28 protein-coding genes, 1 tRNA gene, 1 pseudogene and 1 riboswitch are annotated in these 26,195 nt (G+C 65.4%); of the genes and pseudogenes, 18 read left to right on the top strand and 12 right to left on the bottom strand.

Translation table 11 applies throughout. The features are described 5' to 3' along the window. Positions 1–109 precede the first annotated feature (109 nt). The 7 genes from IE113_RS15605 to IE113_RS15575 all read left to right on the top strand — a co-directional run bounded on the left by IE113_RS15605 (position 110) and on the right by IE113_RS15575 (position 5,056). A complete protein-coding gene (locus IE113_RS15605; protein WP_189543158.1) occupies positions 110–574 on the top strand; it encodes a GNAT family N-acetyltransferase in 465 nt (154 codons plus the stop codon). Next, the gene (locus IE113_RS15600; RefSeq protein WP_189543156.1) at positions 574–1,092 is read left to right on the top strand and encodes a GNAT family N-acetyltransferase; all 519 of its coding nucleotides are present in this window, start codon (positions 574–576) and stop codon (positions 1,090–1,092) included. Before IE113_RS15605 ends, IE113_RS15600 begins: the two co-directional genes overlap by 1 nt. A 51-nt stretch (positions 1,093–1,143) precedes the next feature. Continuing rightward, entirely contained in the window at positions 1,144–2,277 is a 1,134-nt protein-coding gene (ispG, locus tag IE113_RS15595; protein WP_189543154.1) for a flavodoxin-dependent (E)-4-hydroxy-3-methylbut-2-enyl-diphosphate synthase, read from the top strand. Positions 2,278–2,364: 87 nt separating this feature from the next. Next, on the top strand, positions 2,365–2,865 hold the full coding sequence (locus tag IE113_RS15590) for a retropepsin-like aspartic protease family protein (RefSeq protein WP_189543152.1): 501 nt from the start codon (positions 2,365–2,367) through the stop codon (positions 2,863–2,865). A 32-nt stretch (positions 2,866–2,897) separates the two neighbouring features. Then, on the top strand, positions 2,898–3,812 hold the full coding sequence (locus IE113_RS15585; protein ID WP_189543150.1) for an EamA family transporter: 915 nt from the start codon (positions 2,898–2,900) through the stop codon (positions 3,810–3,812). Then, on the top strand, positions 3,809–4,306 hold the full coding sequence (locus IE113_RS15580) for a GNAT family N-acetyltransferase (RefSeq protein ID WP_189543148.1): 498 nt from the start codon (positions 3,809–3,811) through the stop codon (positions 4,304–4,306). Before IE113_RS15585 ends, IE113_RS15580 begins: the two co-directional genes overlap by 4 nt. Positions 4,307–4,348: 42 nt before the next feature. Next, entirely contained in the window at positions 4,349–5,056 is a 708-nt protein-coding gene (locus IE113_RS15575) for a murein L,D-transpeptidase catalytic domain-containing protein (protein ID WP_189543146.1), read from the top strand. 3 nt (positions 5,057–5,059) lie between these two features. Here IE113_RS15575 and IE113_RS15570 read toward each other — a convergent pair whose 3' ends face one another. Together IE113_RS15570 and IE113_RS15565 are read right to left on the bottom strand one after the other, a co-directional pair. Continuing rightward, positions 5,060–5,875: a MipA/OmpV family protein gene (locus IE113_RS15570; RefSeq protein ID WP_189543144.1), complete on the bottom strand. Its 816-nt coding sequence runs from the start codon at positions 5,873–5,875 to the stop codon at positions 5,060–5,062. A gap of 164 nt (positions 5,876–6,039) precedes the next feature. Beyond that, positions 6,040–7,863, bottom strand: coding sequence for a DUF885 domain-containing protein (locus IE113_RS15565; RefSeq protein WP_189543142.1), 1,824 nt, complete (start codon positions 7,861–7,863; stop codon positions 6,040–6,042). Between the two features lie 287 nt (positions 7,864–8,150). Here IE113_RS15565 and IE113_RS15560 point away from each other — a divergent pair, with 287 nt between their 5' ends. Continuing rightward, positions 8,151–9,557 carry a L,D-transpeptidase family protein gene (locus IE113_RS15560; protein ID WP_189543140.1) on the top strand — a complete coding sequence of 469 codons (1,407 nt, stop codon included), beginning with the start codon at positions 8,151–8,153 and terminating at the stop codon, positions 9,555–9,557. On the opposite strand, the gene IE113_RS15555 is transcribed toward IE113_RS15560, so the two are convergent. The 3 genes from IE113_RS15555 to IE113_RS15545 are packed head-to-tail and all read right to left on the bottom strand — an operon-like array spanning position 9,554 to position 13,025. Continuing rightward, positions 9,554–10,441, bottom strand: coding sequence for an enoyl-CoA hydratase-related protein (locus tag IE113_RS15555; protein ID WP_189543138.1), 888 nt, complete (start codon positions 10,439–10,441; stop codon positions 9,554–9,556). The genes IE113_RS15560 and IE113_RS15555 overlap by 4 nt on opposite strands. After that, the gene (locus IE113_RS15550) at positions 10,438–11,661 is read right to left on the bottom strand and encodes a cytochrome P450 (protein WP_189543137.1); all 1,224 of its coding nucleotides are present in this window, start codon (positions 11,659–11,661) and stop codon (positions 10,438–10,440) included. Before IE113_RS15550 ends, IE113_RS15555 begins: the two co-directional genes overlap by 4 nt. Then, positions 11,658–13,025 carry a flavin-containing monooxygenase gene (locus IE113_RS15545; RefSeq protein WP_189543135.1) on the bottom strand — a complete coding sequence of 456 codons (1,368 nt, stop codon included), beginning with the start codon at positions 13,023–13,025 and terminating at the stop codon, positions 11,658–11,660. The genes IE113_RS15550 and IE113_RS15545 overlap by 4 nt, the downstream gene beginning before the upstream one ends. Before the next feature lie 183 nt (positions 13,026–13,208). On the opposite strand from IE113_RS15545, the gene IE113_RS15540 reads away from it, so the two are divergent. Beyond that, a complete protein-coding gene (locus tag IE113_RS15540; protein WP_189543133.1) occupies positions 13,209–13,610 on the top strand; it encodes a hypothetical protein in 402 nt (133 codons plus the stop codon). Between the two features lie 4 nt (positions 13,611–13,614). Here the strand turns inward: IE113_RS15540 and IE113_RS15535 are convergent, their stop codons facing one another. Continuing rightward, positions 13,615–14,232, bottom strand: a complete 618-nt coding sequence (locus IE113_RS15535) for an SOS response-associated peptidase (RefSeq protein WP_189543131.1) — start codon at positions 14,230–14,232, stop codon at positions 13,615–13,617. A 44-nt stretch (positions 14,233–14,276) separates the two neighbouring features. Continuing rightward, positions 14,277–14,419, top strand: a riboswitch (TPP riboswitch). A gap of 35 nt (positions 14,420–14,454) precedes the next feature. On the opposite strand from IE113_RS15535, the gene thiC reads away from it, so the two are divergent. Together thiC and IE113_RS15525 are read left to right on the top strand one after the other, a co-directional pair. Continuing rightward, a complete protein-coding gene (thiC, locus tag IE113_RS15530) occupies positions 14,455–16,302 on the top strand; it encodes a phosphomethylpyrimidine synthase ThiC (protein WP_189543129.1) in 1,848 nt (615 codons plus the stop codon). A gap of 118 nt (positions 16,303–16,420) precedes the next feature. After that, a complete protein-coding gene (locus IE113_RS15525) occupies positions 16,421–17,563 on the top strand; it encodes a hypothetical protein (RefSeq protein ID WP_189543127.1) in 1,143 nt (380 codons plus the stop codon). Between the two features lie 29 nt (positions 17,564–17,592). Here the strand turns inward: IE113_RS15525 and IE113_RS15520 are convergent, their stop codons facing one another. Continuing rightward, a complete protein-coding gene (locus IE113_RS15520) occupies positions 17,593–18,666 on the bottom strand; it encodes a hypothetical protein (RefSeq protein WP_189543125.1) in 1,074 nt (357 codons plus the stop codon). A gap of 141 nt (positions 18,667–18,807) precedes the next feature. Here IE113_RS15520 and IE113_RS15515 point away from each other — a divergent pair, with 141 nt between their 5' ends. After that, a complete protein-coding gene (locus IE113_RS15515; RefSeq protein ID WP_189543123.1) occupies positions 18,808–19,260 on the top strand; it encodes a hypothetical protein in 453 nt (150 codons plus the stop codon). A gap of 23 nt (positions 19,261–19,283) precedes the next feature. Next, positions 19,284–19,628 (top strand): hypothetical protein, encoded by a 345-nt coding sequence (locus tag IE113_RS15510; RefSeq protein ID WP_189543121.1) that lies wholly within the window; start codon positions 19,284–19,286, stop codon positions 19,626–19,628. Here the strand turns inward: IE113_RS15510 and IE113_RS15505 are convergent. Continuing rightward, on the bottom strand, positions 19,625–19,792 hold the full coding sequence (locus IE113_RS15505; protein WP_189543119.1) for a DUF1674 domain-containing protein: 168 nt from the start codon (positions 19,790–19,792) through the stop codon (positions 19,625–19,627). The two genes, IE113_RS15510 and IE113_RS15505, sit on opposite strands and share 4 nt — an antisense overlap. Before the next feature lie 54 nt (positions 19,793–19,846). Between IE113_RS15505 and IE113_RS15500 the strand changes: the two genes are divergently transcribed. After that, entirely contained in the window at positions 19,847–21,076 is a 1,230-nt protein-coding gene (locus IE113_RS15500; RefSeq protein ID WP_189543117.1) for an RsmB/NOP family class I SAM-dependent RNA methyltransferase, read from the top strand. On the opposite strand, the gene msrA is transcribed toward IE113_RS15500, so the two are convergent. Beyond that, on the bottom strand, positions 21,073–21,600 hold the full coding sequence (gene msrA / locus IE113_RS15495; RefSeq protein WP_189543115.1) for a peptide-methionine (S)-S-oxide reductase MsrA: 528 nt from the start codon (positions 21,598–21,600) through the stop codon (positions 21,073–21,075). The genes IE113_RS15500 and msrA overlap by 4 nt on opposite strands. A gap of 122 nt (positions 21,601–21,722) precedes the next feature. On the opposite strand from msrA, the gene IE113_RS15490 reads away from it, so the two are divergent. The 4 genes from IE113_RS15490 to IE113_RS15475 all read left to right on the top strand — a co-directional run bounded on the left by IE113_RS15490 (position 21,723) and on the right by IE113_RS15475 (position 24,069). Continuing rightward, a complete protein-coding gene (locus IE113_RS15490; RefSeq protein WP_189543113.1) occupies positions 21,723–22,586 on the top strand; it encodes a class I SAM-dependent methyltransferase in 864 nt (287 codons plus the stop codon). Between the two features lie 13 nt (positions 22,587–22,599). Beyond that, positions 22,600–23,451 (top strand): N-carbamoylputrescine amidase, encoded by an 852-nt coding sequence (gene aguB, locus IE113_RS15485; protein ID WP_189543111.1) that lies wholly within the window; start codon positions 22,600–22,602, stop codon positions 23,449–23,451. A gap of 7 nt (positions 23,452–23,458) precedes the next feature. Beyond that, entirely contained in the window at positions 23,459–23,956 is a 498-nt protein-coding gene (gene folK, locus IE113_RS15480) for a 2-amino-4-hydroxy-6-hydroxymethyldihydropteridine diphosphokinase (protein ID WP_189543108.1), read from the top strand. Between the two features lie 37 nt (positions 23,957–23,993). Then, positions 23,994–24,069 (top strand) — tRNA-Lys (locus IE113_RS15475). Positions 24,070–24,227: 158 nt separating this feature from the next. On the opposite strand, the pseudogene IE113_RS16460 reads toward IE113_RS15475, so the two are convergent. From IE113_RS16460 to IE113_RS15460, 3 genes and pseudogenes are all read right to left on the bottom strand, one after another. Next, a pseudogene (locus tag IE113_RS16460) lies at positions 24,228–24,496 on the bottom strand (MucR family transcriptional regulator); the annotation flags it as partial. Between the two features lie 250 nt (positions 24,497–24,746). After that, positions 24,747–25,112 carry a hypothetical protein gene (locus IE113_RS15465; RefSeq protein ID WP_189543106.1) on the bottom strand — a complete coding sequence of 122 codons (366 nt, stop codon included), beginning with the start codon at positions 25,110–25,112 and terminating at the stop codon, positions 24,747–24,749. 2 nt (positions 25,113–25,114) lie between these two features. Beyond that, positions 25,115–26,195 (bottom strand): IS256 family transposase (locus tag IE113_RS15460; protein ID WP_229822623.1); only part of this gene is annotated, 1,081 nt, incomplete at its 5' end.

The raw sequence follows: 26,195 nt of genomic DNA, 5'->3' as shown, positions 1-26,195 counted from the left end.
CTGCGCGGCGGCCGGGAATGCGGCGCCCAGCGCCAGGGTCAAGGCTGCGATTGCCAGTGTCCGGCGGCTCATACTTGTCATCATGGGGCGGTCATAGCAGAACACAGCCATGAAAGAATATTCCATTCGCGAAGACGATCTGACCGGCGAGGCCATTGCCGCGTTGCTGCGGCTCCACTTGTCGGAGATGCACCAGTGGTCCCCCGTATGCAGCGTTCACGCCATGCCGATCGAGCGGCTGCGCGCGCCCGATGTGACGTTCTACACCGCGTGGGATGGGGACCGGCTGGCCGCATGCGGCGCGCTCAAGCAGCTGGACGCCCGCCATGGAGAGCTGAAATCGATGCGCGCCGACCCGGCCTATCGCGGGCAGGGGGCAGGGCGGGCCATGCTGGACCACCTGCTGGGCGTCGCGCGGGCGCGTGGTTACACCCGCGTCAGCCTGGAAACCGGACGGCCGGAGCCCTTCCTGCCCGCGCGCAGGCTTTACGAAGCGAACGGTTTCCGCGAATGCGCCCCCTTCGGCGATTACGTGGCCGACGATTTCAGCATCTGCATGACCCGGGAACTGTGATGGAACTTATCCTGCGCGCCGCCACCGAAGCCGACATCCCGGCCATCTCGCAGTTGGCAACGGACAGCTTCATTGCCAAGTTCGGGCATCTTTACAGCGCGGAAAACCTGAACGCGTTTCTGGCGGAAAGCCTGTCCGAAGCCGCGATCGCGGCGGAACTGGCCAACCCGGCGCGGCTCTACCGCCTGGCCGAGGCGGACGGGCGATTGGTGGGGTATTGCAAGCTGGGGCTGACCTGCGGCTTTCCGGAGCACGCGCGCGGGGCCAACGTGATGGAGTTGAAGCAGCTTTATACTGATCCGAACGCCACCGGCATGGGCATCGGCGGGGCGCTGATGGACTGGGCGATGGGCGAATTTTCTGCCCGCAAGGCTGATGAAGTGCAGATTTCGGTCTATGCCTATAACGACGGGGCGCACCGGTTCTACCGCCGCTATGGGTTCGACAAGGTGGCCGACATCACGTTCCGGGTGGGCGAACATATCGATCCGGAATTCCTGTTCGCGCAGGTGTTCTAGCGCGCAACTCCCTGTTTGCGCGAAGCCGCCGCGCCACCTATATCGCGCACCATGTCCTCGATCAGACCCTGGCGCGATATCGCGCGGCGCAAGTCCCGGCAGATCATGGTTGGCAGCGTGCCCGTGGGTGGCGACGCGCCGATCACCGTGCAGACCATGACCAACACCCTGACGTCCGACGCGGTGGCGACGATCGACCAGATCCGCCGCTGCGAGGAAGCCGGGGCGGACCTGATCCGCGTGTCCTGCCCGGACGAGGACAGCACTGCGGCGTTCCGCAAGATTGCCAAGGCTGCGCGCGTGCCGCTGATCGCGGACATTCACTTTCACTACAAGCGCGCGCTGGAGGCCGCCGATGCGGGCGCGGCCTGCCTGCGGATCAATCCGGGCAACATCGGTTCGGCAAGCCGCGTGGCCGAAGTGGTCCGCGCGGCCAAGGCCAACGGCTGCGCGATCCGCATCGGCGTGAACGCGGGCAGCCTTGAGAAGGACTTGCTGGAAAAATACGGCGAACCCTGCCCCGATGCGCTGGTCGAAAGCGCGCTGGATCACATCAAGCTGCTGCAGGACCACGATTTCCACGAATACAAGGTGGCGGTGAAGGCCAGCGACGTGTTCCTGGCGGTTGCCGCCTATATGGGGCTGGCCGAGGCGGTCGATTGCCCGCTGCACCTGGGCATTACCGAAGCGGGCGGGCTGATCGGCGGGACGGTGAAATCGTCCATCGGCATCGGCAACCTGCTGTGGGCCGGGGTCGGCGATACGATCCGCGTATCCCTGTCCGCCGAACCGGAAGAAGAAGTGCGGGTCGGCTATGAAATCCTCAAAAGCCTGGGTCTGCGCACCCGCGGCGTGCGGGTCGTCTCGTGCCCCAGCTGCGCGCGGCAGGGCTTTGACGTGATCCGCACTGTCCAGAAGCTGGAAGACGCGCTGGGCCACATCAAGACGCCGATGAGCCTGTCGGTGCTGGGCTGCGTCGTCAACGGCCCCGGCGAAGCGCGCGAGACCGACATCGGCGTGACCGGCGGGGGCAACGGCAAGCACATGGTCTATCTGCGCGGCGTGACCGATCACCACGTGCAGGACGACGGGATGATCGACCACATCGTCCGGCTGGTCGAGGAAAAGGCCGCCGAGATCGAAAGCGGCGCGGTTCCCAGCATGGACAGTCTGCACGGGAAGTAGACTGGAGTCTGTTCCACTACCGTGGAAACGGCACCGGCCCTCTCCCCCGTTCGCAAAGCGGTAATACCTGCCTGATATGCCGGGGGAATGTACCGGCTGCTGGCCATCGCCCTGTCCGCCATCGGCCTGATGGCCCTGCTCGCCGTGGCGATTCCCCGGCCCGATGCGGACGCGCCGGTCGTGGCGGCCAGCGCGGCGGCGGATAGCGACGGCGCGGGTAATGCCTATGTCACGGTGATCCGGCGCGATTCCTCCGGGCAGTTCCACACCACCGCGCTGGTCAACGGGCAGGACACCCGGTTTCTGGTCGATACCGGGGCCGACATGGTCGCCCTGACCGAGGAAGACGCCGAAGCGCTGGGCATCTCCGTTGATCCCGACAGCTTCGTGCCAATGCTGCAAACCGCTTCCGGCCCCGGCTATGGCGCGCGCGTGACGCTGGATAGCCTCGCGCTGGGCGAGACGGAGTTTACCCAGGTGCCCGCGGTGGTCGTGCGCGGGCTGGGGGTCAACCTGCTCGGGCAAAGCGTGCTTGGCAAGCTGGGCAAAGTGGAGCTGCAAGGCGACGAGATGGTAATCCGGCACTGACAGCGCGGCCTTGCCACGCTAAAGGCCCGCGCATGACCGCCGCCAACCGTTCCGTCCTGCCGCCGCTGCACCTGTTGCTGGCGCTGGCCGTCATGGCGGTGTGGGGCACCAATTTCGTGGTCATCAAGCTGGCGCTGGCGCATTTGCCGCCGTTGACGCTGGCCGCGCTGCGCTTTGCCTTCGCGTTCCTGCCGCTGGCCTTGTTCGTGCCGCGACCGGCGGTGCCGTGGCGCAATCTGGCGACGTATGGGGTGCTGATCGGGGCGGGGCAGTTCGGCCTGCTGTTTACCGCGATGCGCGCCGATATCACGCCGGGCCTCGCCTCGCTGGTGGTGCAGACTCAGGCGTTCTTCACCATCGCCCTGTCGATGCGGCTGACCGGAGAGCGGTTGGCCCCGTTCCAGATCGCCGCGCTGGGGCTGGCGGCGGGCGGGCTGGGCATCATCGCGCTGCACACCGATGGCAGCGCCACCCCGCTGGGGCTGGCGCTGGTGCTGGGTGCGGCGCTGTGCTGGGCGCTGGGCAACATGACCTCGCGCGCGGCGGGGCCGGTCAACATGCTGGCCTATGTCGTGTGGTCCAGCGTGTTCGCGGTGCCGCCGCTGGTCGCTCTGGCCCTGCTGACCGAAGGCTGGACCGCCATTTCCACCGGGATCGCCAATGCCGATGGCGCCACCTGGGCGGCCGTGGCGTGGCAGGCGGTGGGCAACACGATGTTCGGATACGGCGCGTGGGGCTGGTTGCTGGGCCGCTATCCCGCCGCCAGCGTCGCGCCGCTGTCGTTGCTGGTGCCGGTGTTCGGCCTTGGCGCATCGGCGCTGTGGATGGAAGAGGCCTTGCCCGGCTGGAAGCTGACCGCGTTTGCGCTGGTCATGGCCGGGCTGGCGCTGGGCATCCTGTGGCCGCGACTGGCGGCAAGATTTCTGGCTGGGAGTAAGCCTGCATGACCCTTTCGATCCGCCCTGCAACCGCTGCCGACCTGCCGCTGATCGCGCAGCTGATCCACGAACTGGCCGAATACGAGAAGCTGGCCCACGAAGTCCGCTTTGACGAAGCGGTGCTGGGGGCCAAACTGTTTGGCGCGCGGCCCTATGCCGAAGTCGTGATCGGTGAACTCAGCGGCATTCCGCAGGGCTTCGCGCTGTTCTTTCACAACTTCTCGACGTTCGAAGGGCGGCCCGGGATCTATCTGGAAGACCTGTTCGTGCGGCCTTCGGCGCGTGGATCGGGGCTGGGCAAGGCGCTGCTCTCGCACCTTGCCGCGCTGGCGGTGGAGCGGGACTGCGCGCGGCTGGAGTGGTCGGTGCTGGACTGGAACGCGCCCGCGATCGGATTCTACCAGGCGCTGGGCGCGCGTTCGATGGATGAATGGACCGTGATGCGGGTGGATGGCGCGGCGCTCGAACGGCTGGGCGCTGCCGGGCGCGGTTCTGCCGCCTAGGGGCTTGGCGACTCGTTGCGGATTGGGTTATCCACAGCTGGTATGGCGCAGAATATCAACCGACGCAGTCTGATCCGCGGGGCGCTGGCCGTGGGTGCCGGCCTGGCCTTGCCAGCCCGCGCACTGGGGCAATCGTTGACCGAGGCTTTCGACCAGGCACTGGGCGTTGCCCCGCCGGTTCCGGCCGCTCCGGTTGAACCCGCGCTGCCAACGGTCGTTGCCCCCAACCCAGCCTATGACGCCAAGCTGGTGGAAATCGCCAAGCGCGAACTCGAACGGGCCGGAGCCACCGTGTGGCGCCACGACATCGTCGGCATTTCCGACTTTGCCCGCCCGTCCAGCCTGCCGCGCTTTCACTTCGTGAACCTTGAGCGCGGGGAAATCCGTTCGTTCTACGTCAGCCACGGGCGCGGTTCGGACCGCGAACATAGCGGGTTCCTGCAGGAGTTTTCGAACGTTCCCGGCTCCGAAGCGACCTCGCGCGGGGCTTACCTGACCTGCGAATGGTACAAGGGCAAGTATGGCACCTCGATCCGCCTGGAAGGGCTGGATCACGACAATTCGAACGCGCTGGACCGCGCGATCGTGATGCATCCGGCCACCTATGCCTCGCCCACGTGGATTTCGAAGCAGGGCAAGCTGGGCCGCAGCGAAGGCTGCTTCGCGATGGCGCCAGACCAGTTCAACGAAGCGCTGTGGCACCTGTCAGGTGGACGTCTGCTGTTCGCGGACCGGATCGACGTTGCCTGAGCGCTAGAAGCTGTAGGTTACTCCGGCCACGCCAAAGCCCTGACTGGCGCTGCCCGCATCGCGCACGACCGGGCTGGCGGCATATTTGCCCAGCAGCCGCTTGTACCCGCCCAGTGCGAACAGGCCGACCCCGGTAAAGGGATCGCCGCCCAGATCATGCACCAGCAGCAGCACGCTGCCCGCGCTCTTGAACCCGCCGCCCTGCACGCCATAGGCCGTCAGGCCCGACGCCGCCGCGCCCGCCGGGGTGACATCGAAATAGGTCCGTCCGAAGCCTTCGCCGACATAATCGGCCGACAGGACCAGCCGCGCGTAGGTCTGGCGTGACAGCGGGGTGGAATAGGACACGCTGGGCGACAGGATGTAGCTGCCGTGCGCGCCCGCCATATCGTGGACGAAGCTGAGTTCGACATTCACGCTGTCCGGCGGGATCAGCACGCCGCGCTTGCCGACGCCGACATAGCCGCCCAGTTCCACTGCCGTCTTGCGATCGCCCAGCGCGGCGATGCGCGGATCGCGGATCGTACCGGTCCTGTCCAGCCGCACTTGCGCAACCGGGCCGAAGGTCAGGTTGGTGTCGCTGCCGGGCTTGTCGCGGATCAGGTCGACATAGATGTTGGTGCCGCGCACCTGCACGTCGAAGCCGCTGATCCGCCCCTGCATGACCCCGCCGGGCTGGAAATCGGTTTCGTTGGAGCCCTCATGATCGGGGCCGATCCCGCCACCGATGCCGATGGTAAAGCGGTCTCCGGCAGGCGGTTTGGGCATTCCGGCAGGCGGACCGCTGTCTGGTGCCTGGGCCAGGGCCGGGATGGTCATGCTCAGGGCCGCGGTGGCTGCGATTGCTCCGCCCAAGGTATGCTTCAGGTCGATCATGCGCGCTCCAGTACCTGCCCCCATAGCCAGTTATAGGAGCATCTGCGCCAGCCACAACACCGCCCATCGGCCCGGTGCGTGACTGGCGCAAAGCGCATGGATTGCCCTTATTTGGCGGCCTTGACCGCCTTGATCCACGCCTTGATTTTGGCTTCCAGCACCGGCAGCGGCAGCGCGCCGGTGTTCAGCACCTGATCGTGGAAATCGCGAATGTCGAACTTCTTGCCCAGCTGCTTTTCCGCCTGCCCGCGCAGCCGCTGAATGGTCAGCGCACCGATCTTGTAGGCCAGCGCCTGGCTGGGGATGGCGATATAGCGTTCGACTTCCGCCGTGGCGTCGGTCTTGCCCATGCTGGAATTGGCCAGCATGTAGGCAATCGCCTGTTCCCGGCTCCAGCCCTTGGAATGGATGCCGGTATCGACCACCAGCCGCATCGCGCGCAGCATTTCATCGTCCAGCGTACCCATCCGCGAATACGGGTCCTTGTAGAAGCCCATCTCGTAGCCCAGCGTTTCGGCATAAAGCGCCCAGCCTTCGACATAGGCGGTGTTGCCGCCAAAGCGCATGAATGCGGGCAGGGCCGCGTTTTCCTGAGCCAGGCTGATCTGGAAGTGGTGCCCCGGCGCGCCTTCATGCAGGTACAGCGTCACTTCGCCCGGCGTGGTGCGGCTGGGGAGGTCATAGGCGTTGAAATAGAACGTGCCGGGGCGGCTGCCGTCGGGCGTGCCCTGCTGGTAGGAACCGCCCGCTTCGAACTTCTCGCGGAATTCCTCGTAAGGACGGATCTGCAGCGGCGACTTGGGCAGAACCCTAAAATAGTCGCCGACCTTGGCATCCACCAGCTTGCCGATGTCGTAATAGCGCTGGGTGATTTCCTCGCGGCTCTTGCGCTTGAACTGCGGGTCGGTGCGGATGAAGTTGAAGAATTCCGCCAGCGTTCCGTTGAAGCCGACTTCGGCCTTCACCTTCTCCATTTCGCCGCGAATCCGCTTCACTTCGGACAGGCCCAGCTTGTGAATTGCCGCCGCCTTCATCGGCATGGTCGTGGTGTTGGCGATCTGCAACTCGTACAACTTGGCCCCGCCCTTCATCTGCGACAGGCCAAAGCTGTCGCGCGCGCTGGCCAGGTAATCGTCGCGCAGGTAATCGCGCAGGCGCTGGTGCACGGGGTAGAGCTGCTCGCCGATCACCTTGCGGTATTCGGTGGTCAGGCGGTCCTTGTCGGCCTGGGTGAAGCTGTCCGGGAACTTCTTCACCGGCTCGAAGAACGGGGATTCCTCGACCGGCAGCTTCAGCTGGGTGTCGAGCTGCTCGATCACGTTGCGGATCGTCATCTTGGTCTCGACCACGCCGGACTTCTGCCCTTCGCGGAACTTGGCGATCGAACGATCGATCAGCTTCACGTAGTCGGCGTGGCGCTTCAGGTTGTTTTCGTAATCCGCAACCGTGCCGAACGGAATGCCGGTCTTGCCGCTGGCCAGCGTCGGGTAGAATGTGTGGAACCCGAAGAAGTGGTTGATCGGCCGCACTTCGGTCAGCGCCAGGATCTCTTCGGTCAGGCCCTTCAGCGTCTCGGAGCGGTCATACTTGAACACGTCGTAGGCGATCTGGTCGGTCGCGGACAGCTTGGCGCGGTCGATCTGGGCCAGCTGGGCCAGTTCGCCTTGCGCGGCGGCGCGTTCGGCATCGTTGTATTCGGGGGTCAGGTAATCGCCCAGCCGGTCCGCATAGCGCATGTCGCCGCGGAACAGCGCGCCGATCGGGTTGCGCTTGAGCGCGGCCTCGTCCGAAGCGGCGAACAGCGCGAACAGCTTGTCATGCTCGCTTTGCGCGGCGGTGGCAGTGGTGGGCTCTGCCGCCTGGGCAAAAGCGGGAAGGGGTGCGGTGGCGGCCAGCAGGGCGGCGATCAGGGCAGGGCGGAACTGGGTCATGCGACAAGGACTTCCTGAAATGGAGTAACTGTGTTGTATATGTAATACAGCTGGCGTGTTTGGCAATGCCCTTCGTTGCGGGCCTTTCGTGCATAGGCTGCGCGTGCCAGTCGGGCAGCGACGGTCGATGAACAGTCGCCGGGCTTCGACGGGTGGGAACAATTGCGGGGGCAATTCAGCTTTCCGCAAGGCTCGATGCTTGAAGGGGCGGGAGCTTGTGGGCAAAAGATGCCCAGAGGAGTTACCGGCCTGCTGGCCGAATGGAGTTGACGATGCAGTTTCGGGGCATGATCGGCCGTACGCGCGGTGCTGGCCGGGCAATTCTGGGGATTTCGCTGTTGCTTGGGGCCAGCGCCGTCTCTGCGCAATCCGCCGGCGCGCCGGAAAACATCCTGCCGACGCCGGCGCCCGCTCCGTCCAGGCCTGTCCCTCCGACGCAGCCGGCCGTTCCCGCAACGCAGGCACCGGTGGCACTGCCGGGCGATCCGGCCGCTACCGTGATGCCGCCGGCCCCGGTGATCGATCCGGTGATGAACTGGAGCCTGGCCAACGCACAGGCGCTGGTGGGCGTGATCGAACAGATCGGCGCGCATGGTCTGGTTCCGGCGGATTATCAGCTGGGCGACCTGCGCGCCGCGATTTTGGCGGGCGCGGGGCCCGCGCTGGACGCGCAGGCCAGCCGCAGCTTTACCTGGCTGGTCGAGGACATGCGCGATGGCCGTACCCGGATGGATGCGCGTCACCAGTGGTTCGTGGTTGACCCCGACGTGGACGCATCGCCAACCGAAACCGTGATGGCGCAGGCATTGGCGAGCGGCGATATCGCGGGCGCGATCGAGGGGCTGGCCCCGACCCATCCCGATTACGCGGTGCTCAAGGCCCGTCTGGCCGCCACCCCTGCGGCCAACAAAACGATGCGCAACACCCTGCGCGTCAACCTTGACCGTTGGCGCTGGATGCCGCGCGATCTGGGCAAGGCCTATCTGCTGACCAACGTGCCCGAATTCCAGCTGCGCCTGACGGTCGATAACGAGATCATCCGCAGCTATCGCACAATCGTCGGCAAGCCGGGCCGCACGGCGACCCCGCAGCTGGCCGAAGTGGTCGAGGGCGTGATCTTCAACCCCACCTGGACCGTGCCGCAGTCGATCGTGAAGGGTGAAGGACTGGGCGCACAATTGCTCGCCAATCCAGCCCGCGCCGCGCGCGAGAATTACAAGGTGACCAAGGCCAAGGACGGCACGATCTATGTGGTCCAGCAGCCGGGGCCGCAGAACGCATTGGGCATGATGAAGCTCGACATGCCGAACGAGCATGCGATCTTCCTGCACGACACGCCGGGGCGGCACCTGTTCAACCAGGCAGCCCGGGCGCTCAGCCATGGGTGCATCCGCACCGAGCGGGCGCTGGAACTGGCCATCACGATGGGCATCCTGGGTGGCGGGTTGAGCAAGGAAGAAGCGGTCGAGATCGTCAAGTCGGGCACTTACACCCGCGTGCCGATGACCCGGACTTTCCCGGTCTATCTGACCTATTTCACCGTGGCGTCGGACATTTCGGGCAAACTGGGCCAGTTCAATGATCTCTACGGCCGCGATGCGCCGGTGCTGGCCGCGCTCAACGCCCCGCGCCAGCCGTGGGATGGCAAGCGCAAGAGCACCGAAGCGATCATCCAGCTGGACAATCCGCTCTAAGCGGGATTGCCCTGGCGGCGGTTTTCCGGTTCGTCCGGCCACCAAGGTGTGGCCGGCATGTCGGCGCTGACGGTCAGCGGGAAATCGGGCGCGCGCTTTTCCAGAAACGCGGCAACACCTTCGTGGACGTCGCCTTTTGCCCCCAGCGCGATGTTGAGCGCAGCATCGACCGACAGCGCGCCGCCCGGTCCGGTATCGCCGGAAAAGTGCCACAGCATCCGCCGGGTCAGCGCCAGCGCGACCGGAGAGCAGTTGGCGGCGATTTCCAGCGCCAGTGCGCGTGCGCGTGTCTCGACCTGATCGGCGGGGACGGTTTCGCTCACCAGTCCGGCCGCCAGCGCCTCAGTCGCCGGAACCAGGGCGCCGGTCAGGCACCACTTCAGCGCGGTGGACAGGCCGACCAGCCGGGGCAGGAACCAGGCCGACCCCGCTTCGGGCACCAGCCCGCGCCGGGTGAATACGCAGCCGAATTTCGCCGTGTCGGCGGCGATCCGGATATCGCAGGGCAGGGTCAGCGTCAGGCCGACGCCGGCCGCCGAGCCGTTGAACGCCACGATCGATGGCTTGCGGCAATCCATCATCGCGCGGATGAAGTTGCTGTTCCCGCGCGAACCGTCGGCTGGGCCAAAGTTCTTTGCGCCCTCGCCGGATTCGGTATCGAACGCCCCCGCGCCCGCTGAAACGTCGGCCCCGGCGCAGAACACCCGCCCGGTGGCAGTCAGCACCACCACGGCCACGCTGTCGTCACCGTCAGCCTGCGCAAAGGCGCGGACCAGTTCCGTGCCCATTTCACTGGTATAGGCGTTCAGCACTTCTGGCCGGTTGAGCCGGACCCACAGGATCGGCCCCTCCTGTTCGACCAGCAGGGTGTTCCAGCCGCTCACTGCGGTTCGATCCGCACCGGCAGCGATGTGAAGCCATGCAGGAACGGGCTTGGCAGCCGCTCCGGCGCGCCTTGCGGGACGATCCGGATGTTGCGATCGACAATCTCGCCGATCAGCGTGGCCAGCTGGTTTTCGGCCAGCTTGGCGCCGACACAGCGATGAATGCCGTGGCCGAAGCCCAGGTGGCGGCGGGCATTCTCGCGGCCCACGTCAAACCGTTCGGCATCCGGGAACACGCGCTCGTCACGGTTGGCGCTGATGTACCACATCACGATCTTCTCGCCCTTGCGGATCACCTGCCCGCCCAGCTCGGTGTCCTCCAGGGCGGTGCGGCGCATGTGGGTGACGGGCGATTGCCAGCGGATGATTTCCTGTGCGGCGTTGGGGATCAGCGACCGGTCGGCGCGCAGGCGTTCGAGCTGGTCGGGATACTTGTCGAAGGCTTCGACCAGCGCGGTCATCGAATTGCGGGTGGTGTCGTTCCCGCCGACGATCAGCAGCGCGATATTGGCGATCCGCTCCATCGGCTCCATGTGGCCCATCGCTTCGGAATGAACCATCCGGCTGAGCAGGTCGTCGGTGGGTGGCTTGCCCCGGCGGTCTTCCAGCTCGCGGTCGAACCGGGCCAGCATCTCGCCCATCTGGGCCAGGAACTGCGCGCGGTATTCGTCGTTCAGGTTCTCGGCGGAAACGCCGCTAGCCCAATCGGACCAGCGCTTGATGTCGCGCCATTCCTCGAACGGCATGTCGAACAGGATGCACAGCATCCCCAGCGTCTGCGGGATCGAGACGCGCTCTACCCAATCGAACGGTTCGCCCACCGGCAGGCCGTCCATCAGCATCTTCGTGCGTTCGCGGACCTGCTTGTCCAGCTTCAGCATCTGGCTTGGCGAAAAGGCGGGGGCGATCACGCGGCGCTGGGCGGTGTGGATCGGCGGATCCTGCGCGATGAAGTTGGGGAACCCCTCGCCATTGACGGCATCGGCAATGGTGATGTTGCCCATGTCCCAGCGGGATGAGAACACATCGTGGCGCAGTTCCACTTCCTGCACCAGATCGTGCGTCACGGCAGACCAATAGGCACCAAAGGGGCTTTCCTCGCGCCAGGACAACGGCATTTCGGCCCGCAGCCGGGCAAAGGGCTCGCGCCAGGTGTCCTCGACATAGAGCGCGTCCTGGCTGACGTCGAACGGGTTGAGCGGACGTTCCTGCATGGTCATGCTGCCTCCATCTGGCGGGACCGGACCGGCAGGGCATTGCCCGCCGCTGCCGCGCGCCTGGCACCCTTGGCGAGTTCCTTGTTCAGCGCGCGGACGTAATGATCGAAGTCGAGCTGGATCGTGTGACGCCGCGCGGCGTAATACTGGCCGGTGTAGTATTCCTCGTCCGTGGCGATGATCCGCTCCATTTCCGCCGGATCGGGCGGCAGGTACTGACCCGCCAGATAGGCGCCGACCAGCTTGGACTGCTGCTCGGCGAAGTTGACCAGCGTCGGCAGCGGCTGGGCCAGCCCCATGTAGAACAGGTCCGGCACGCCCGGCTTCATGATCCGCTTGTAGAGCGGCGGCGGGCGGTTGTCGGTGTCGGCGGTGAAGGCCGGGTCCTTGAAGAACGGGAAGCTGATGTCATAGCCGGTGGCCCAGACGATCACGTCCACCTGTTCGCGGCTGCCGTCGGTGAACACCACGCCGTCACCGTCCAGCCGCTCCACCCCCGGCTTCATCGTCAGGTCGCCAGATCCGGCCCGCAGCAGGAATTCGCCCGATACCGTGCCGTGGCTTTCGAACGGGCTGATTTCGGGTTCGGGCAGGCCATAGTCGCTCATCTTGCCGACCAGCTTTTTGATCATGCGTCCGCCCAGCCACTGGCGCAGCCCCTTGGGCATCCACGCCGGGGCCGGGTTCTTGTCGAGCGGCTGGCCGCGATAATACTTCGGGAAGACCCAGACCCCGCGCCGGGTCGAAACGAACAGCTTCTGCGCCATCGGCCGCTGCGACAGCTCGCTGGCAATGTCCATCGCGCTGTTGCCCATGCCCACCACCAGCACGCGCTTGCCGATACAGTTCACGGGTTCGAACGGGGTGCGATACTGGTGCGAATGGATCTGTGCGCCATCGAAGCTGCCCGGATATTCGGGAATGCGCGCGGCCCAGTGGTGGCCGTTCGCCACTGCCAGCGCATCGTAATGCAGCACTTCGCCGGTCGAGAGCGTCACCCGCCAGCCGCCGCCAGCCTCGCGCGTCGCGTCCTCGACCCGCGTGTTGAAGCGGATATGCGGCCGCAAGCCGAAGTGATCGACGTAATCGTGGAAGTATTGCAGCAACTGCGAATGGTGCGGGTAATCCGGCCAGTCGGCGGGAACGGGATAATCCTCGAACGCCAGCCGCCATTTCGACGTATCGATGTGGAGGCTCTGGTAACAGGCCGACATGCCGTTGGGGTTGTTGTAATACCAGGTGCCGCCGATGTCGTCCGATGCCTCGAACACATCGAACGGGATGCCGTAATCCTTGAGCCGCTTCGCCGTGGTGAAACCGCTGCAGCCCGCACCGATGATGCAGACCCTGGGCAAACGTGATGCCATCGCCAAGACTCTCCCTCGCCCGTTTGCCGGGCCTGTCATTTCCTGAATTGTCGGGGAGTATGTTTAAGCGATCGATTAAAGTCCAGTGGGGAAAGGCGCTCTGGACAACGTTGCCAAGTCTGCGCATTGTGCCGCAAACATAATCCTCCGGGGAGAACCACCTGGGCTGGAGGGAACTAAAGGATGACTGGGACTTTCGACGCGACGGCCTGGACCGGGCTGCTGCTGGGCGCGACCGCATTGTTCGCGGGGATTGGGGCGCTGCGCAAGCCGGGCGCATGGCGCACCATGATCGAGGAAGTGGAACGCTCGCCCGCGCTGCAATTTGTCTGCGGGATGCTGGAGCTGTTGATCGGCGCGCTGGTCTACCTGTCCAACCCGTGGATCCCGTCCGACCTGCTGGCCTGCGTGCTCAAGGCCATGGGCGGGCTGATGATGTTCGAAGCGCTGGCGATCCTTGGCTTTTGCGACATCTACACCCAGTTCTGGCTGCGCACGCTGGCGCACATGCATCGCGGCTGGGCGACCAGCACGGCGCTGCTGGGCTTGGTGCTGATAGTGCCATCGTTGCTGCGGTTCCAATAGGGCGTTAACGCTCCAGCATCTGCGATGAGGGATAGGGCGCGATCAGTTCCCGCGCCCGCTTCCAGTCGCCATGCAGCCACAGCTGCCACGCCCCCGGATCGGGCGGCAGGATCACCGGCATCGCATCCCGGCCCGCATGGCGCAGCGCCGCGTTCGGTTCGCAGGTCAGCAGGGCGAAGCTGGCGACCTCGCTGTCCTTCCACACTCCGGCAAAGGCGAACAGCGGCTGGTCCGCGCAGGCAAACCAGTGCTGGCGGCGCTTGCCCTCGGCGTCGGTTCCCTTTCCCCATTCCATGAAGGCCGTGGCCGGTATCAGGCAGCGGAACTCGCTGTTGCGCAAGTTGCCGATCCAGAACGGGCTGTCGGGATTGCGCACGCTCAGCACGCCGGGACGCCCCGCGTCGCCCGCCGATGGCGGCGGCACGCCCCACAGGCGGGGGATCAGACGGCGCGGCTGGCGCTCCAGCCGCGCTCCCGCCACGAATTCCCGCCCGGCCGTGATGACCGGGGCGAAGCCGCCCGGGGCAACATGTCCGCCCGCCCACGGATCGCGCCCGGCCTCTGCGCCGAAGTGGCGGGCCAGCGCGGCGGCAGGGGCATCCAGGCGGTAAAGCACGGTCATTGGTCCAAGCGCCTAGACGGCCCGCGCCGCAGCGTCTATCTAGCTGTCATCCACCGGGGAGCGTGCCACCCGCGAACCGCTTGCAACAGCGGCCAGTTGGGAAATGCTGAGAGGGGCGGTTCGCAACGCCCGACCCGTTGAACCTGAACCCGTTAGCACGGGCGGAGGGAGTGGCCGGTTCGTGAACCCCCGTGCCATCCCTGCGCCCATGAAGGAGCGCACATGGCCGATATCAACAGCAAGCTCGAAATTGGCGTCACCACCGGGCCGATCCGGGGGTCGAAGAAGATTCACGTCGGCCCGCTGAACGTCGCCATGCGCGAGATTTACCTGGAACCGTCCAGCGGGGAGCCGCCGGTGCGCGTCTATGACACGTCCGGTCCCTATACCGATCCCGCCGCGACGATCGACATCGCCGCCGGCCTGCCGCAGCTGCGCCGTGACTGGATCATGGCGCGCGGCGATGTGGAGGAATACCAGGGCCGCGCGGTCAAGCCTGAGGACAACGGCCAGCTGGGGCCGGACCGTTCGGGCGGCGTGCCGCCGTTCCCCAAGGTCGTCCAGCGCCCGCTGCGCGCCAAGGCGGGGATGAACGTCAGCCAGATGCACTATGCGCGGCGCGGCATCATCACGCCGGAAATGGAATACGTCGCCACGCGCGAAAACCTGGGCCGCGAAATGCTGCGCGAATACAAGCGCGACGGGCAGGACTGGGGCGCAGCGATCCCCGATTACGTAACGCCCGAATTCGTGCGTGACGAGGTAGCGCGCGGGCGGGCGATCATCCCCAGCAACATCAACCACCCGGAAAGCGAACCGATGGCGATCGGCCGCAACTTCCTGGTCAAGATCAACGCCAACATCGGCAACTCCGCCGTGGCCTCTGACGTGGCGAGCGAAGTGGACAAGATGGTCTGGTCGATCCGCTGGGGCGCGGACACCGTGATGGACCTGTCCACGGGCCGCAACATCCACGACACCCGGGAATGGATCCTGCGCAACAGCCCGGTGCCGATCGGCACCGTGCCGATCTATCAGGCGCTGGAAAAGGTCGGCGGCATTGCCGAGGAACTGACCTGGGAAGTGTTCCGCGATACGCTGATCGAACAGGCGGAGCAGGGCGTCGATTACTTCACGATCCACGCCGGGGTGCGGCTGCCCTACATCCCGCTGGCGGCCAAGCGGATGACCGGGATCGTGTCGCGCGGCGGCTCGATCATGGCCAAGTGGTGCCTGGCGCATCACAAGGAATCGTTCCTCTATGAACGGTTCGACGAAATCACCGAGATCATGAAGGCCTATGACGTGGCCTACTCGCTGGGTGATGGCCTGCGTCCCGGTTCGATCTATGACGCTAACGACGAAGCGCAGTTCGCGGAACTCTATACCCTGGGCGAGCTGACCAAGCGCGCCTGGGCCCAGGACGTGCAGGTGATGATCGAGGGCCCCGGCCACGTGCCGATGCACAAGATCAAGGAGAACATGGACAAGCAGCTGGAAGCCTGCGGCGAAGCCCCGTTCTATACGCTTGGGCCGCTCGTGACCGATATTGCGCCGGGTTATGACCACATCACCAGCGGTATCGGTGCGGCCCAGATCGGCTGGTTTGGCACGGCGATGCTCTGCTACGTCACGCCCAAGGAACACCTCGGCCTGCCGGACCGCGACGATGTGAAGGTTGGCGTGGTGACCTATAAGCTGGCGGCCCACGCGGCCGACCTGGCCAAGGGCCACCCGGCTGCGCAGGTGCGCGACGATGCGCTGAGCAAGGCGCGGTTCGAATTCCGCTGGCGCGACCAGTTCAACCTCAGCCTCGATCCCGACACGGCGGAGCAGTACCATGATCAGACGCTCCCGGCCGAAGGCGCAAAGACCGCGCACTTCTGCTCGATGTGCGGGCCGAAGTTCTGCTCGATGAAGATCAGCCAGGAAGTGCGCGATTTTGCCGCCAAGCAGAACCAGCCCGTCGAAACCTTCGTCGCGGCCGAGGACGCGGAAAAGGGCATGGCGGAGATGAGCCAGGTCTACAAGGACAAGGGCAGCGAACTGTACCTGCCCGCAGACAGCTGAGCGATCGGGGCGGTGGTGAATGCCGCCGCCCCTTGCCAGCGCTGCGTATGATCCGGATCAACGACGACGGCGGACCGGTGTTCCAGAGCGAAGATCGGCAGGGCCGCAGGACGGGAGCATGGATGCGATGAACAGGCTGGGCGCGACAGGATGGATGACCGCCGTTGCGGCGCTGGTGGCGGCAGTCGTTCCGCTGCCGGGACGAGCCGCAGCGCAGGATGGTGGAACGCCGCTCGGTGCATCGGCCTCGGGGCAGACGGTATTGGGCGCGGATGTCGGCCGGATCGAAGCGCGGCTGCTGACCGGGGTGGCGGTGAAACAGACGGCGCGGCGGATCGTCGATGCCACCGGGACCGACTTTTCATCGCTGACGATGGTGGTCCTGCCCGTGCCGAAGGAAGCGCAGGATTCCGCCAGCACCGTGGGCGGCATGGGCTGGGACGTACTGCAAGGAGCCGACCAGCTGCCCGTGGTGGAAGATATGGTGCGGGTGCGTGACCGGCTGGGCCGCTTCGCCGGGCGCTATGCCGGTATCGTGGCGACCGGGACCAAGGCCTGCCGCGCGAATGTGCAGGGTGAACTGATCGAAAAGGGCGAGATCGACAGCCTCGGCTCGATCACCAATGTGCTCAATGCGGCGACCCCGCTGCTCAACCTGTTCAAGCAGGATTTCGTCTATCAGGGCCTGAACACGCGCGTGCGCGATGGCATGCTGGTAACGGCTGTGCGTGGCGAGATCGCCGCGCGGCGCAAGTCCGCCCCGGCATCTGCCGTAACGGGCGGGGCCGAGACGCTTCGCGCGGCCATCGAAACGCTGGGCGACCAGCTGAAGGCGCTGCCGCCACAAGCCAGCTGCGGCGACGGGGATGGCGGGGCAGAGGCGGGCCGGGCCAGGCTCGCCGCCGAGTTCGAGGGCTTCCTTGGCGAGTTGTCCGGCCCTGGATCACAGGGCGGCAGCAGCCTGATCGAAGCGGCGGAGGATCAACTGCGCCGTTATGGCCCGCGCCCGGCGACGCTGGTGCTGGCCATCGATGCCGACGGGGCATCGCTGGTCAAGCGCAGCAATCTTGGCACGATGTTCGGTGCGGAATCGACCACGGTGTCGAGCGGGATCGTCGTGTCGTACGAATTCTACGAGCCGCAATCGGGCGGGATCGGATCGCTGAAGGCAGCGGGTGTGCTCAGCTGCGTATCCGGCGCGGTCGGCATTCGCGCGATGCACACCGCCGACAAGATCCGCAACCGCGCCACCTGCTATTGATGGGGCCGGCGGGGGCAACCCGCCGCCCGTCAATTGCACTGCAGCGTCGATCCGCTGGGCAGGCCGATGTAGTATCCGCTGCGGAAGCGTTGCAGGGCGTTGGCGTACTCGGCCGGGCAGCTCATGCCGCGCAACTCGTTGATGCCGCTGTCGATTTCGAGGCAGCCGTATTGAATGTAGTCGAAGCCGATCCGGACCCCGGTCTTGAGGTAGGTCTGCACTCCCTGTTGCGCCAGGCGGAAATCCTTGGTGGCGGCGGCACGGGTACGTTCCAGCGTGGCATCGCAGCGCCCGATCAGCGGATCGGGGGGGCTGTAGGTCGATTGGCCACTGCTTGATGACGGGGCCGAGGCCTGGGCCGGGGCGGTCTTGACCGGATTGGCGCGCAGCCATGCGTAATACGCCGTCTCATGCGCCTTGGTGCCCAGCGGGTTGATGAAGGGCGTGCCGGTTTTGATCGAAATCCGGCAGGCTTCAGCAACGCGGATGACCTCTGCTTCGTCGAGCTGGGCCTTGAACATCCTGGTCCGCGCCCCGAAGAGTTCCAGGTCTTCAGGGAACGAAGCCCCCATTGCCAGGAAGCTATCAACATGGCGCTTGCTCTCGTCGCCCGAGGTGATCGACCAAGCATAGGCCAGCGCGGTCCGGCAATGCTTGCCGTCATAGTCCGAGAACGCTTCCATATGATCACGGCCATCGCCATCGCGCAGAAAACGCTGGAATTCGGCCTCGTTGGTCTTGGCGGGGAAGGGGTTGGCAAACGGCTTGCCCTTGTCCAGCGCGCGCTGGCAGGCATCGGCCAGCTTGCGGACCTGATCGAAGCTGAGGTTCGTCTTGAGCATGCGCGAGCGATACCCGATGGTCAGGTTATCCTCGTTCGGGGTGACCGCGTGAAACCGCTCGAAGATTGCGCTGTAGCGGGCCTTGGTTGAACCCTTGGTGTCGACCGTGGCGTATGCCGTGGCGGCAACGCAGAGCCGCAGGTCCTCAGTCGTGAAATTGGCGGGAGCAGGCGGCTTCTGGCTGGACAGCGCGGTTCCGGCCACCAGCGCCCCAAGCGTAGGCAGGCCCAGCATGGCACCGCGCCGCAGTGCGATACGCATCGTCAGTTGTTCCCCATCCGGGCGCGCGCCCGCTGTTTGTCTAGGCAAGCGCGCGGGCCAGCGCAAGCTGGTGGATTCAAGGGCTTGCGCGGCTGGGCAGGGGCATTATCCCACAGTGGCACCCACCAGGAGATTGGCCCGATGTCCCGCCCCGCCACTGCCGCGCGCTTCACCGGATTGTTGATGCTGTCCGCACTCGCCCTGGCCGGCACGGTGGCGGTGGCCGCGCCCAAGCGGGCGAAGGGGCCAGACTGGGCGGCGGCGCGCACGGCCTTTGCCAGCGCGCCTGCGCTGGAGCTGGACGAAAGCGTGTTCTTTGCCTGCAGTGCCACCTGGGGGCTGTGGGGCGAGGCGCTGGACAGCGGCAAGGTCAAAGTGCCTGCCGGGGCGCTGCCGCCGCAGCTGGTGGACCCCAAGGCGGGCGAGACGGCGGCGGACTGGGGCCTGTACCTGATCGACAGCGACGAGGCGTTTGAACTGCACAAGGCCACCGAACAGCGGCTGGCCCCCGAACTCGCACGGGTGCTGGCAGGCGATGCCAAGGCGGCGCGCACGTGGTTCGCGCGGCTGGGGACCTGCAAGGTGCCGGACTGACGACAACGACCGGGGGATGAGTGATGGCGAGAGGATGGAGCTGGCTGCTGTGGGCGGCGGCGGCCTATAACTGGGTGGTGGCGCTGCCGGGGCTGGCTCTGGCCGGTGCGCCCGTGAACGACCGGATCGTGGCGCTGCTCGTCTGCTGCTTTGGCGTGGTCTATGCCATCACCGCCCGCGATCCCGCGCGGTTCGCGCCTATGCTGTGGGCCGGGATCATCGGCAAGCTGGGGATCGTGGCGCTGCTGCTGCCAGCGGTTCAGGCCGGAACTGCCGCGCCGGGCACCGGACTGGTGCTGGCCGGGGACGCACTGTTTACTGTTGGTTTCCTGGCGCTGCTGTTCACCGCGCGGCGGAAAACGGCCTAGAAATCAATCGCGATGCCGTTCTTCACCCAATCGCCATAGCGGGTGGGTGACAACTCGTCGGGATCGTCCGACAGCTTGGGCTCGGCCGGTTTGGGCGCAGGCGTATTGGTCCAATGCGCGGGCTTGGCGAAGGGCTTGGGGCGCTGGGTGGCACGCTGGGTCATGCCAGCCTCATGCCTGTGCTGGCCCTGCGACGCAATCCCGCCTAAAGGCCCGACATGGATATTCCCGGCCTCCCCGCGCGCAAGGCAGCGCTGAAACTGACCGATGCCGTGCTGCGGCGCGGTGAAACGCTGGATCAGGCCGCGAACGGCGCGCTGCAAGGCGTGCGCGGACAGGCGGACAAGGCGCTCGCTCGCGCGCTGGCGGGAGAAGTCCTGCGCTGGCTGGCTGACCTCGACGCGCTGATCGACAGCGCCACGCGGCAAGTGCTGCCCGATGATGCCAAGCCGCGCGCGGTGCTGCGGATCATGCTGGCGGGCTGGCTGCGGCTGGATACGCCGCCCCATGCCGTCATCGCCACGGGCCTTGAGCTGCTCAGCGGTGGGCCGCGCCGGCTGGCGCACGGGGTGTTTTCCACGCTGGTCAAGCGTGGCGTCACGCTGCCCGCCGCGCCGACCCTGCCGCCGCCGGTGGTGGAGCGCTGGGGCGAGCGCTCGGCTGAGATTGCCGCCGCACTGGCTGAGCCGCCGCCGCTGGACCTGACCTTGCGCGATCCGGCGATCACGGCGCAGTGGGCGGACAAGCTGGGCGGCACTTCGCTCGCCCCCGGCCACCTCCGCCTGCCGCGCGGCAACGCGGTGGAGAACATCGAAGGCTTCGATGCCGGTGCGTGGTGGGTGCAGGATCTGGCCGCCAGCCTGCCCGCGCGGTTGCTGGGGCCGGGCGCGGGGCGGCGCGTGCTGGACCTCTGCGCCGCGCCCGGCGGGAAGACGCTGCAACTCGCCGCGGCCGGGTGGCACGTGACGGCGCTCGATGCCAGCGCCAAGCGGCTGGAGCGGATGCAGGCCAACCTTGACCGCACTGGCCTCAGCGCCGATCTGGTCGCTGCCGATGCGCTGACGTGGGAGCCGGGCGCACCGTTTGACGCGGTGCTGATCGACGCGCCCTGCACCGCCACCGGCACCTGCCGCCGCCATCCCGATGTGCTGCATCGGATCGGGCCGCGCCAGATCGCGGAACTGGCGGAATTGCAGGCTGCGCTGCTGGCGCGGGCAATCGCGTGGGTCAAGCCGGGCGGCCGCCTGGTCTATGCCGTCTGTTCGCTGGAGCGTGCCGAGGGCGAGGAGCAGGCTGCAGGCGTGGCTCTCACCCCCGATCCCGTCCGCGCCGATCAACTCCCCGCCGGGCTTGTCCCGACGCCGGAAGGCTGGGGCCGCACCGATCCGGCCATGCTGGCCGAAGCGGGCGGGCTGGACGGCTTCTTTATCGCGCGCTGGCGGGTTTAGCTTTTCACCCGCGCGGCAAAGCTCTTGCGCAGCTTCATCAGCTTGGGCGGGATCACCGCCAGGCAATAGGGGTTCCGCTGCCCTTCGCCGTCCCAGTATTCCTGGTGATAGTCTTCGGCCGGGAACCATTCGGCCGGACCTTCGATGGTGGTGACCACCGGCTCGCTGCGGTTCTGCTGGGCGCGGGCGATTCCGGCCTCGGCCTCGGCGCGCTGGGTATCGTCCAGCGGGAAGATGGCAGAGCGATACTGCGTGCCGATGTCGCCGCCCTGCCGGTTCAGCTGGGTCGGGTCATGGATCGCGAAAAAGATGTCGAGCAGGTCGCTATAGCCGATCACGGCGGGATCGAAGGTCAGGCGGATCGCCTCGGCATGGCCGGTATCGCCGCCGCAGACCTGCTTGTAGGTCGGGTTGGGCACGGTGCCGCCGATATAGCCGCTTTCGACCTCGCTCACCCCGATCACGTCGCGGAACACCGCCTCGGTGCACCAGAAGCAGCCACCTGCCAGAATTGCCTGCACCATCAGAAGTTCGCTCCCTTGTCTGCCGATCCCGCGACAAATAGGTACAAGGTCGCGGCTTGTCATCGCCCCGCCTGCAACTAAGTTGCGCCGCAGAGCACAATTCCTCACGGGAGATCCGATCCATGCGCCTTTTCGCCGCCCTTGCCGCGAGCACGATGCTGCTTGCCGCCACCCCCGCGCTGGCCCAGTCGGCCGGGCATGACCACCACGCCCACAAGGTGGACGCCAAGGCCGCGCTCGCCGCAGCCGTCGCCAGTCCGCTGCGCGAGAAGGACCGCGCCCGCGACCAGTATCGCCGGCCGGCCGAAACGCTGAGCTTCTTCAAGGTCGAGCCGACCATGAAGGTGGGTGAATATGCGCCCGGCGGCGGCTGGTATTCGCGCCTGCTGGGGCTGTACCTGGGTGAGCATGGCAAGTTCGTGGGGCTGTTCTTCGATCCCACTTCGGGTGCGTTCAACGAGAAGAGCCAGCAGGGCATTCGGGACGGGGCTGCCAAGTTCCCGGCGGATGTGGCGGGTTGGTCGGGCATGCCGGCGGATCGGTTTGCCGCCTATACTCTCGATGCCGTTCCGGCGGCGGAAAAGGGCACTTTCGACCGCATCCTGATCATGCGGATGATGCACAACCTGACCCGCTGGAACATCGCCGACCGCGAAATCAAGGCGATGCGTGAACTGCTGAAAGCGGATGGCATGATCGGGATCGAACAGCACCGCGCCAAGCCGACCGCGCCCTATTCCTACACCGATGGCAGCAAGGGCTACATGCGCGAGGCGGACATCATCAAGTTAATGGAAATCAACGGCTTTACTTTCGTCGGCAAGAGCGAGGCGAACGCCAACAAGAAGGACCCGGCCAACCATGCCGAAGGCGTCTGGACCCTGCCGCCCGCCATGCGCGGGGCCAAGGACGATGCCGAAAAGGCGCGCCTGACCGCGATTGGCGAAACCGACCGGATGACGCTTTTGTTCCGCAAGCGCCCCTGATAATGCGCAGGGGATGAGCACCCTTCGCATCTCCGCGCTGCAGCTGCCGCTGGGCAGTGACGATGAACAGGCCAACATCGCCGCTGTTTCCGCCTTGGTGGAAGCGGCGGCGGCTGATGGCGCGCAAGTGATCCTGCCGCCAGAGCTGTTTTCCGGCCCCTATTTCTGCAAGGTCGAGGACGAGGCGCTGTTCGCGCTGGCCCGTCCGGTGGCGCAGCACCCGTCGGTCATCGCGATGCGGGCGCTGGCGGCGAAGCTGAAAGTCGCGATCCCGACCAGTTTCTTCGAGCGGGACGGTCACCACTATTACAACACCCTTGCCATGATCGGCCCGGATGGGGAAATCCTGGGCACCTACCGCAAGAGCCACATTCCCGACGGGCCGGGGTATGAGGAAAAGTACTATTTCCGTCCCGGCAATGACGGGTTCAAGGTGTGGGACCTGTTCGGCCACAAGCTGGGCGTCGGCATCTGCTGGGACCAGTGGTATCCCGAATGCGCGCGGGTGATGGCGCTGCTGGGGGCCGAAGTCCTGCTCTATCCCACCGCCATCGGGACCGAACCGTATGACGCCACACTCGATACTAGCCGGATGTGGCGCCGGGCGATGATCGGCCATGCGGTGTCGAACTGCATGCCGGTAATCGCCGCCAACCGGATCGGGACCGAGGACGGCCAGCGCTTCTATGGTCACAGTTTCATCAGCGACGAATGGGGCGATCTGGTGGCCGAATATGGCGCCGACGAAACCGGCGTGCTGACCGCGACGCTGGACCTTGCCCGCGCCGCCACGCACCGCGCCGGCATGGGCTTTTTCCGCGATCGCCGCCCGCAGCTCTACACCCGGATCGCGCAGGACATCTGATCCGCCGATGGGCGAGCGCTATCTGATCGCCCTCGGCTCCAACCAGCGCCACGCCCGCCACGGCGCGCCCGAGCGTGTGCTGCACGCGGCGCTGGCCGCGCTGGAGGGTGAGGGCATCCGCGTGGTGCGCGCCGGCCCGGTGATCCGCAGTGCGCCCATCGGCCCGTCGCTGCGCCGCTATGCCAACAGCGCGGCCGTGGTGGAGACAAACCTGCTGCCCGATGCGCTGCTTATTGTGCTGAAGCGGATCGAGCGCGCCTTTGGCCGCACGCGCGGCGGCCAGCGCTGGGGCACGCGGGTGCTGGACCTCGATATCGTGCTGTGGTGCGGCGGGGCGTGGTCCTCACCCGGTCTGACCGTGCCGCACCTGGCCTTTCGCACCCGCGATTTCGTGCTCGCCCCGGCGCTGGCGATCGCCGCCGACTGGCGCGATCCACTGGACGGCCTGACCGTGCGCCAGCTTCTCCACCGCTTGCGCCGAGCAAACCCGCTCGCACCGGCTTGACCGCAAGCGCCAGCCCCCCTAAGCGCCGCTCGTGGTCGGGCCCTTAGCTCAGTCGGTAGAGCAACTGACTTTTAATCAGTAGGTCGCTGGTTCGAACCCAGCAGGGCTCACCACCAAAGCGTTGAATTTAAACAATAAAGTTACCGTGCAGCGCTTGGTGAAGGCCTCCCTGAAAGGGTATAAACAGGTGTAAACTGTTTTCCGTGGAAGGTGAGGGATTCGGACGGCTAAACTCACTCATGCTTTCGCAAGCTGAATTTGCCGTCGCTTACTAGCTGTTTGCTGCCTTCTTCGGACGACCAGGCTTCTTGCCCTGATCAGGCTTACGGCCGAGACCAATCTTCACCGCCAGTTCCTTGCGCTTCTCCGCATAGTCAGGAACTACGAGGGGTGATTGGTGGAAAGGTTCCAGCGAGGCTTGTGCTCTGCAGGTATCAGGTTTGGCTCGGTGCTGAGATCCCGCTTCAGCATTTTACCCTTGAGGCCACAGTCCAAGCAGTTGGTGGCATCAGGCTTCACCGACGAACGGATGGATACAGCGGTACATTGACTACGATACAGAAGAGCAAGGGTGAGTTGTCAGTTTGCTTTTGACGCTGCGGGGCTGGCATGTATATTATTCGTAAAAGCGCAGAAAATCTACAGGCGGTGCGTAGCTAAGAATTACGGTCAATAATTTTATGTAGCGCAATTTTTTAATTATGGGGGGTGAGATGCTTTATTGTAGAGGGTGCGCAAAAGAAATTCACGAGACTGCGGTTTCATGTCCGCATTGTGGATTTCAATACACTCATAATATCGAAAATTCGAGCATTTGGATGCTTGTCATTTCCGCTGCTTTATCACTTGTGCTTTTACTTAATTGGGCGAATATGCCTTGGGATGGGGAGCGAGATCCAATAATCGGAGTTATATTTTTTGGTATAATTTCTATAGTTACAAGCAGCATAAGTTTGGCAAAAAATTCAAGATGGAAAGCGCACCACATTGGCTGCATTGTAGTTTCTTCAATTTCAGTTCTTTTTGCTTTTGGCAGCATGTGATTTTTAATAAGCCTGTCAAACAGTGCATATCCTCGATCACATTCTGTTTTACAGCAGTACGATCCGGTCGCGTCCGTCAACGTGGTGTAATTTCGGCGGTGGCCTTGGGTCATCGTCAGGCAGCCTTTGCGGTGATGTGTAGGGGCTGATTTTCCTCCTCGATCATGGGTTGGTTGAGTTCGGCCATGCCTTCGATCTGCATGTAGCGGTGCTGGATCTGCCACTCGTCATTCTGTTCGAGCAGGACCGCGCCGACGAGGCGGACGATGCTGTCCTCGTTGGGGAAGATGCCGACGACATCGGCACGGCGCTTGACCTCCTTGTTCAGCCGCTCGAGTGGATTGGTGGAGTGTAATTTCGTGCGGTGCTGGGTGGGGAAGCCGGTGTAGGCGAGCACGTCGGTTTCGGCCTCGTCCATGCAGGCGCCAAGCTTCGGCCAGCGGGTGCGCAACTGATCCGCGACCTGCCGCCAGACCTGCGTCGCGCTTTTCTGGTCGGGCTGCAGGAAGACCTGGCGGATCGCGGCGGCAACCACGGTGTTCTGGCCCTTGGGCACATAGGACAGGGCGTTGCGCATGAAGTGAACGCGGCAGCGCTGCCAGGTGGCGCCCATGACACGGGTGATCGCACCCTTGAGGCCTTCGTGGGCGTCGGAGATGACCAGCTTCACGCCGGTCAGGCCGCGCCTGACGAGGTCCTTGAGGAAGTCGGACCAGAACACCTCGGCTTCCGACGGACCGATGTGCAGGCCGACGATCTCACGCCGGCCCTCGGTGTTGACGGCCATGGCGATTATTGCGGCCACGCTGATGATCCGCCCGCCTTCGCGCACCTTGAGATAGGTGGCGTCGAGCCAGAGATAGGGCCACTCGCCGGTCAGCGGGCGCTTCAGGAAGGCCAGGACGCGCTCGTCGATATCCTTGCACAGCTTGGAGACCGTGGACTTGGAGATGCCGGTCATGCCCATGGCCTGGACCAGTTCGTCGACCCGGCGGGTGCTGACGCCGCCGATCCACGCCTCCTGGATCACTGCGACCAGAGCCTTCTCGACCATCTTCCGGGGTTCCAGGAAGCCGGGAAAGTAGGAGCCGGCCCGCAACTGGACGCCTCGAAAAACTCTGGCGTTTGAAGGTCGGATTTGATTCACTTCGCCGACGAGGCGTCGGAGGCGGTGATGGCAGGGCAGCCGGGTTTCT

It is taken from the genome of Novosphingobium arvoryzae (assembly GCF_014652615.1).
Taxonomy (GTDB): Bacteria; Pseudomonadota; Alphaproteobacteria; order Sphingomonadales; family Sphingomonadaceae; genus Novosphingobium; species Novosphingobium arvoryzae.
This window is presented reverse-complemented; position numbering and strand designations above follow the sequence as displayed.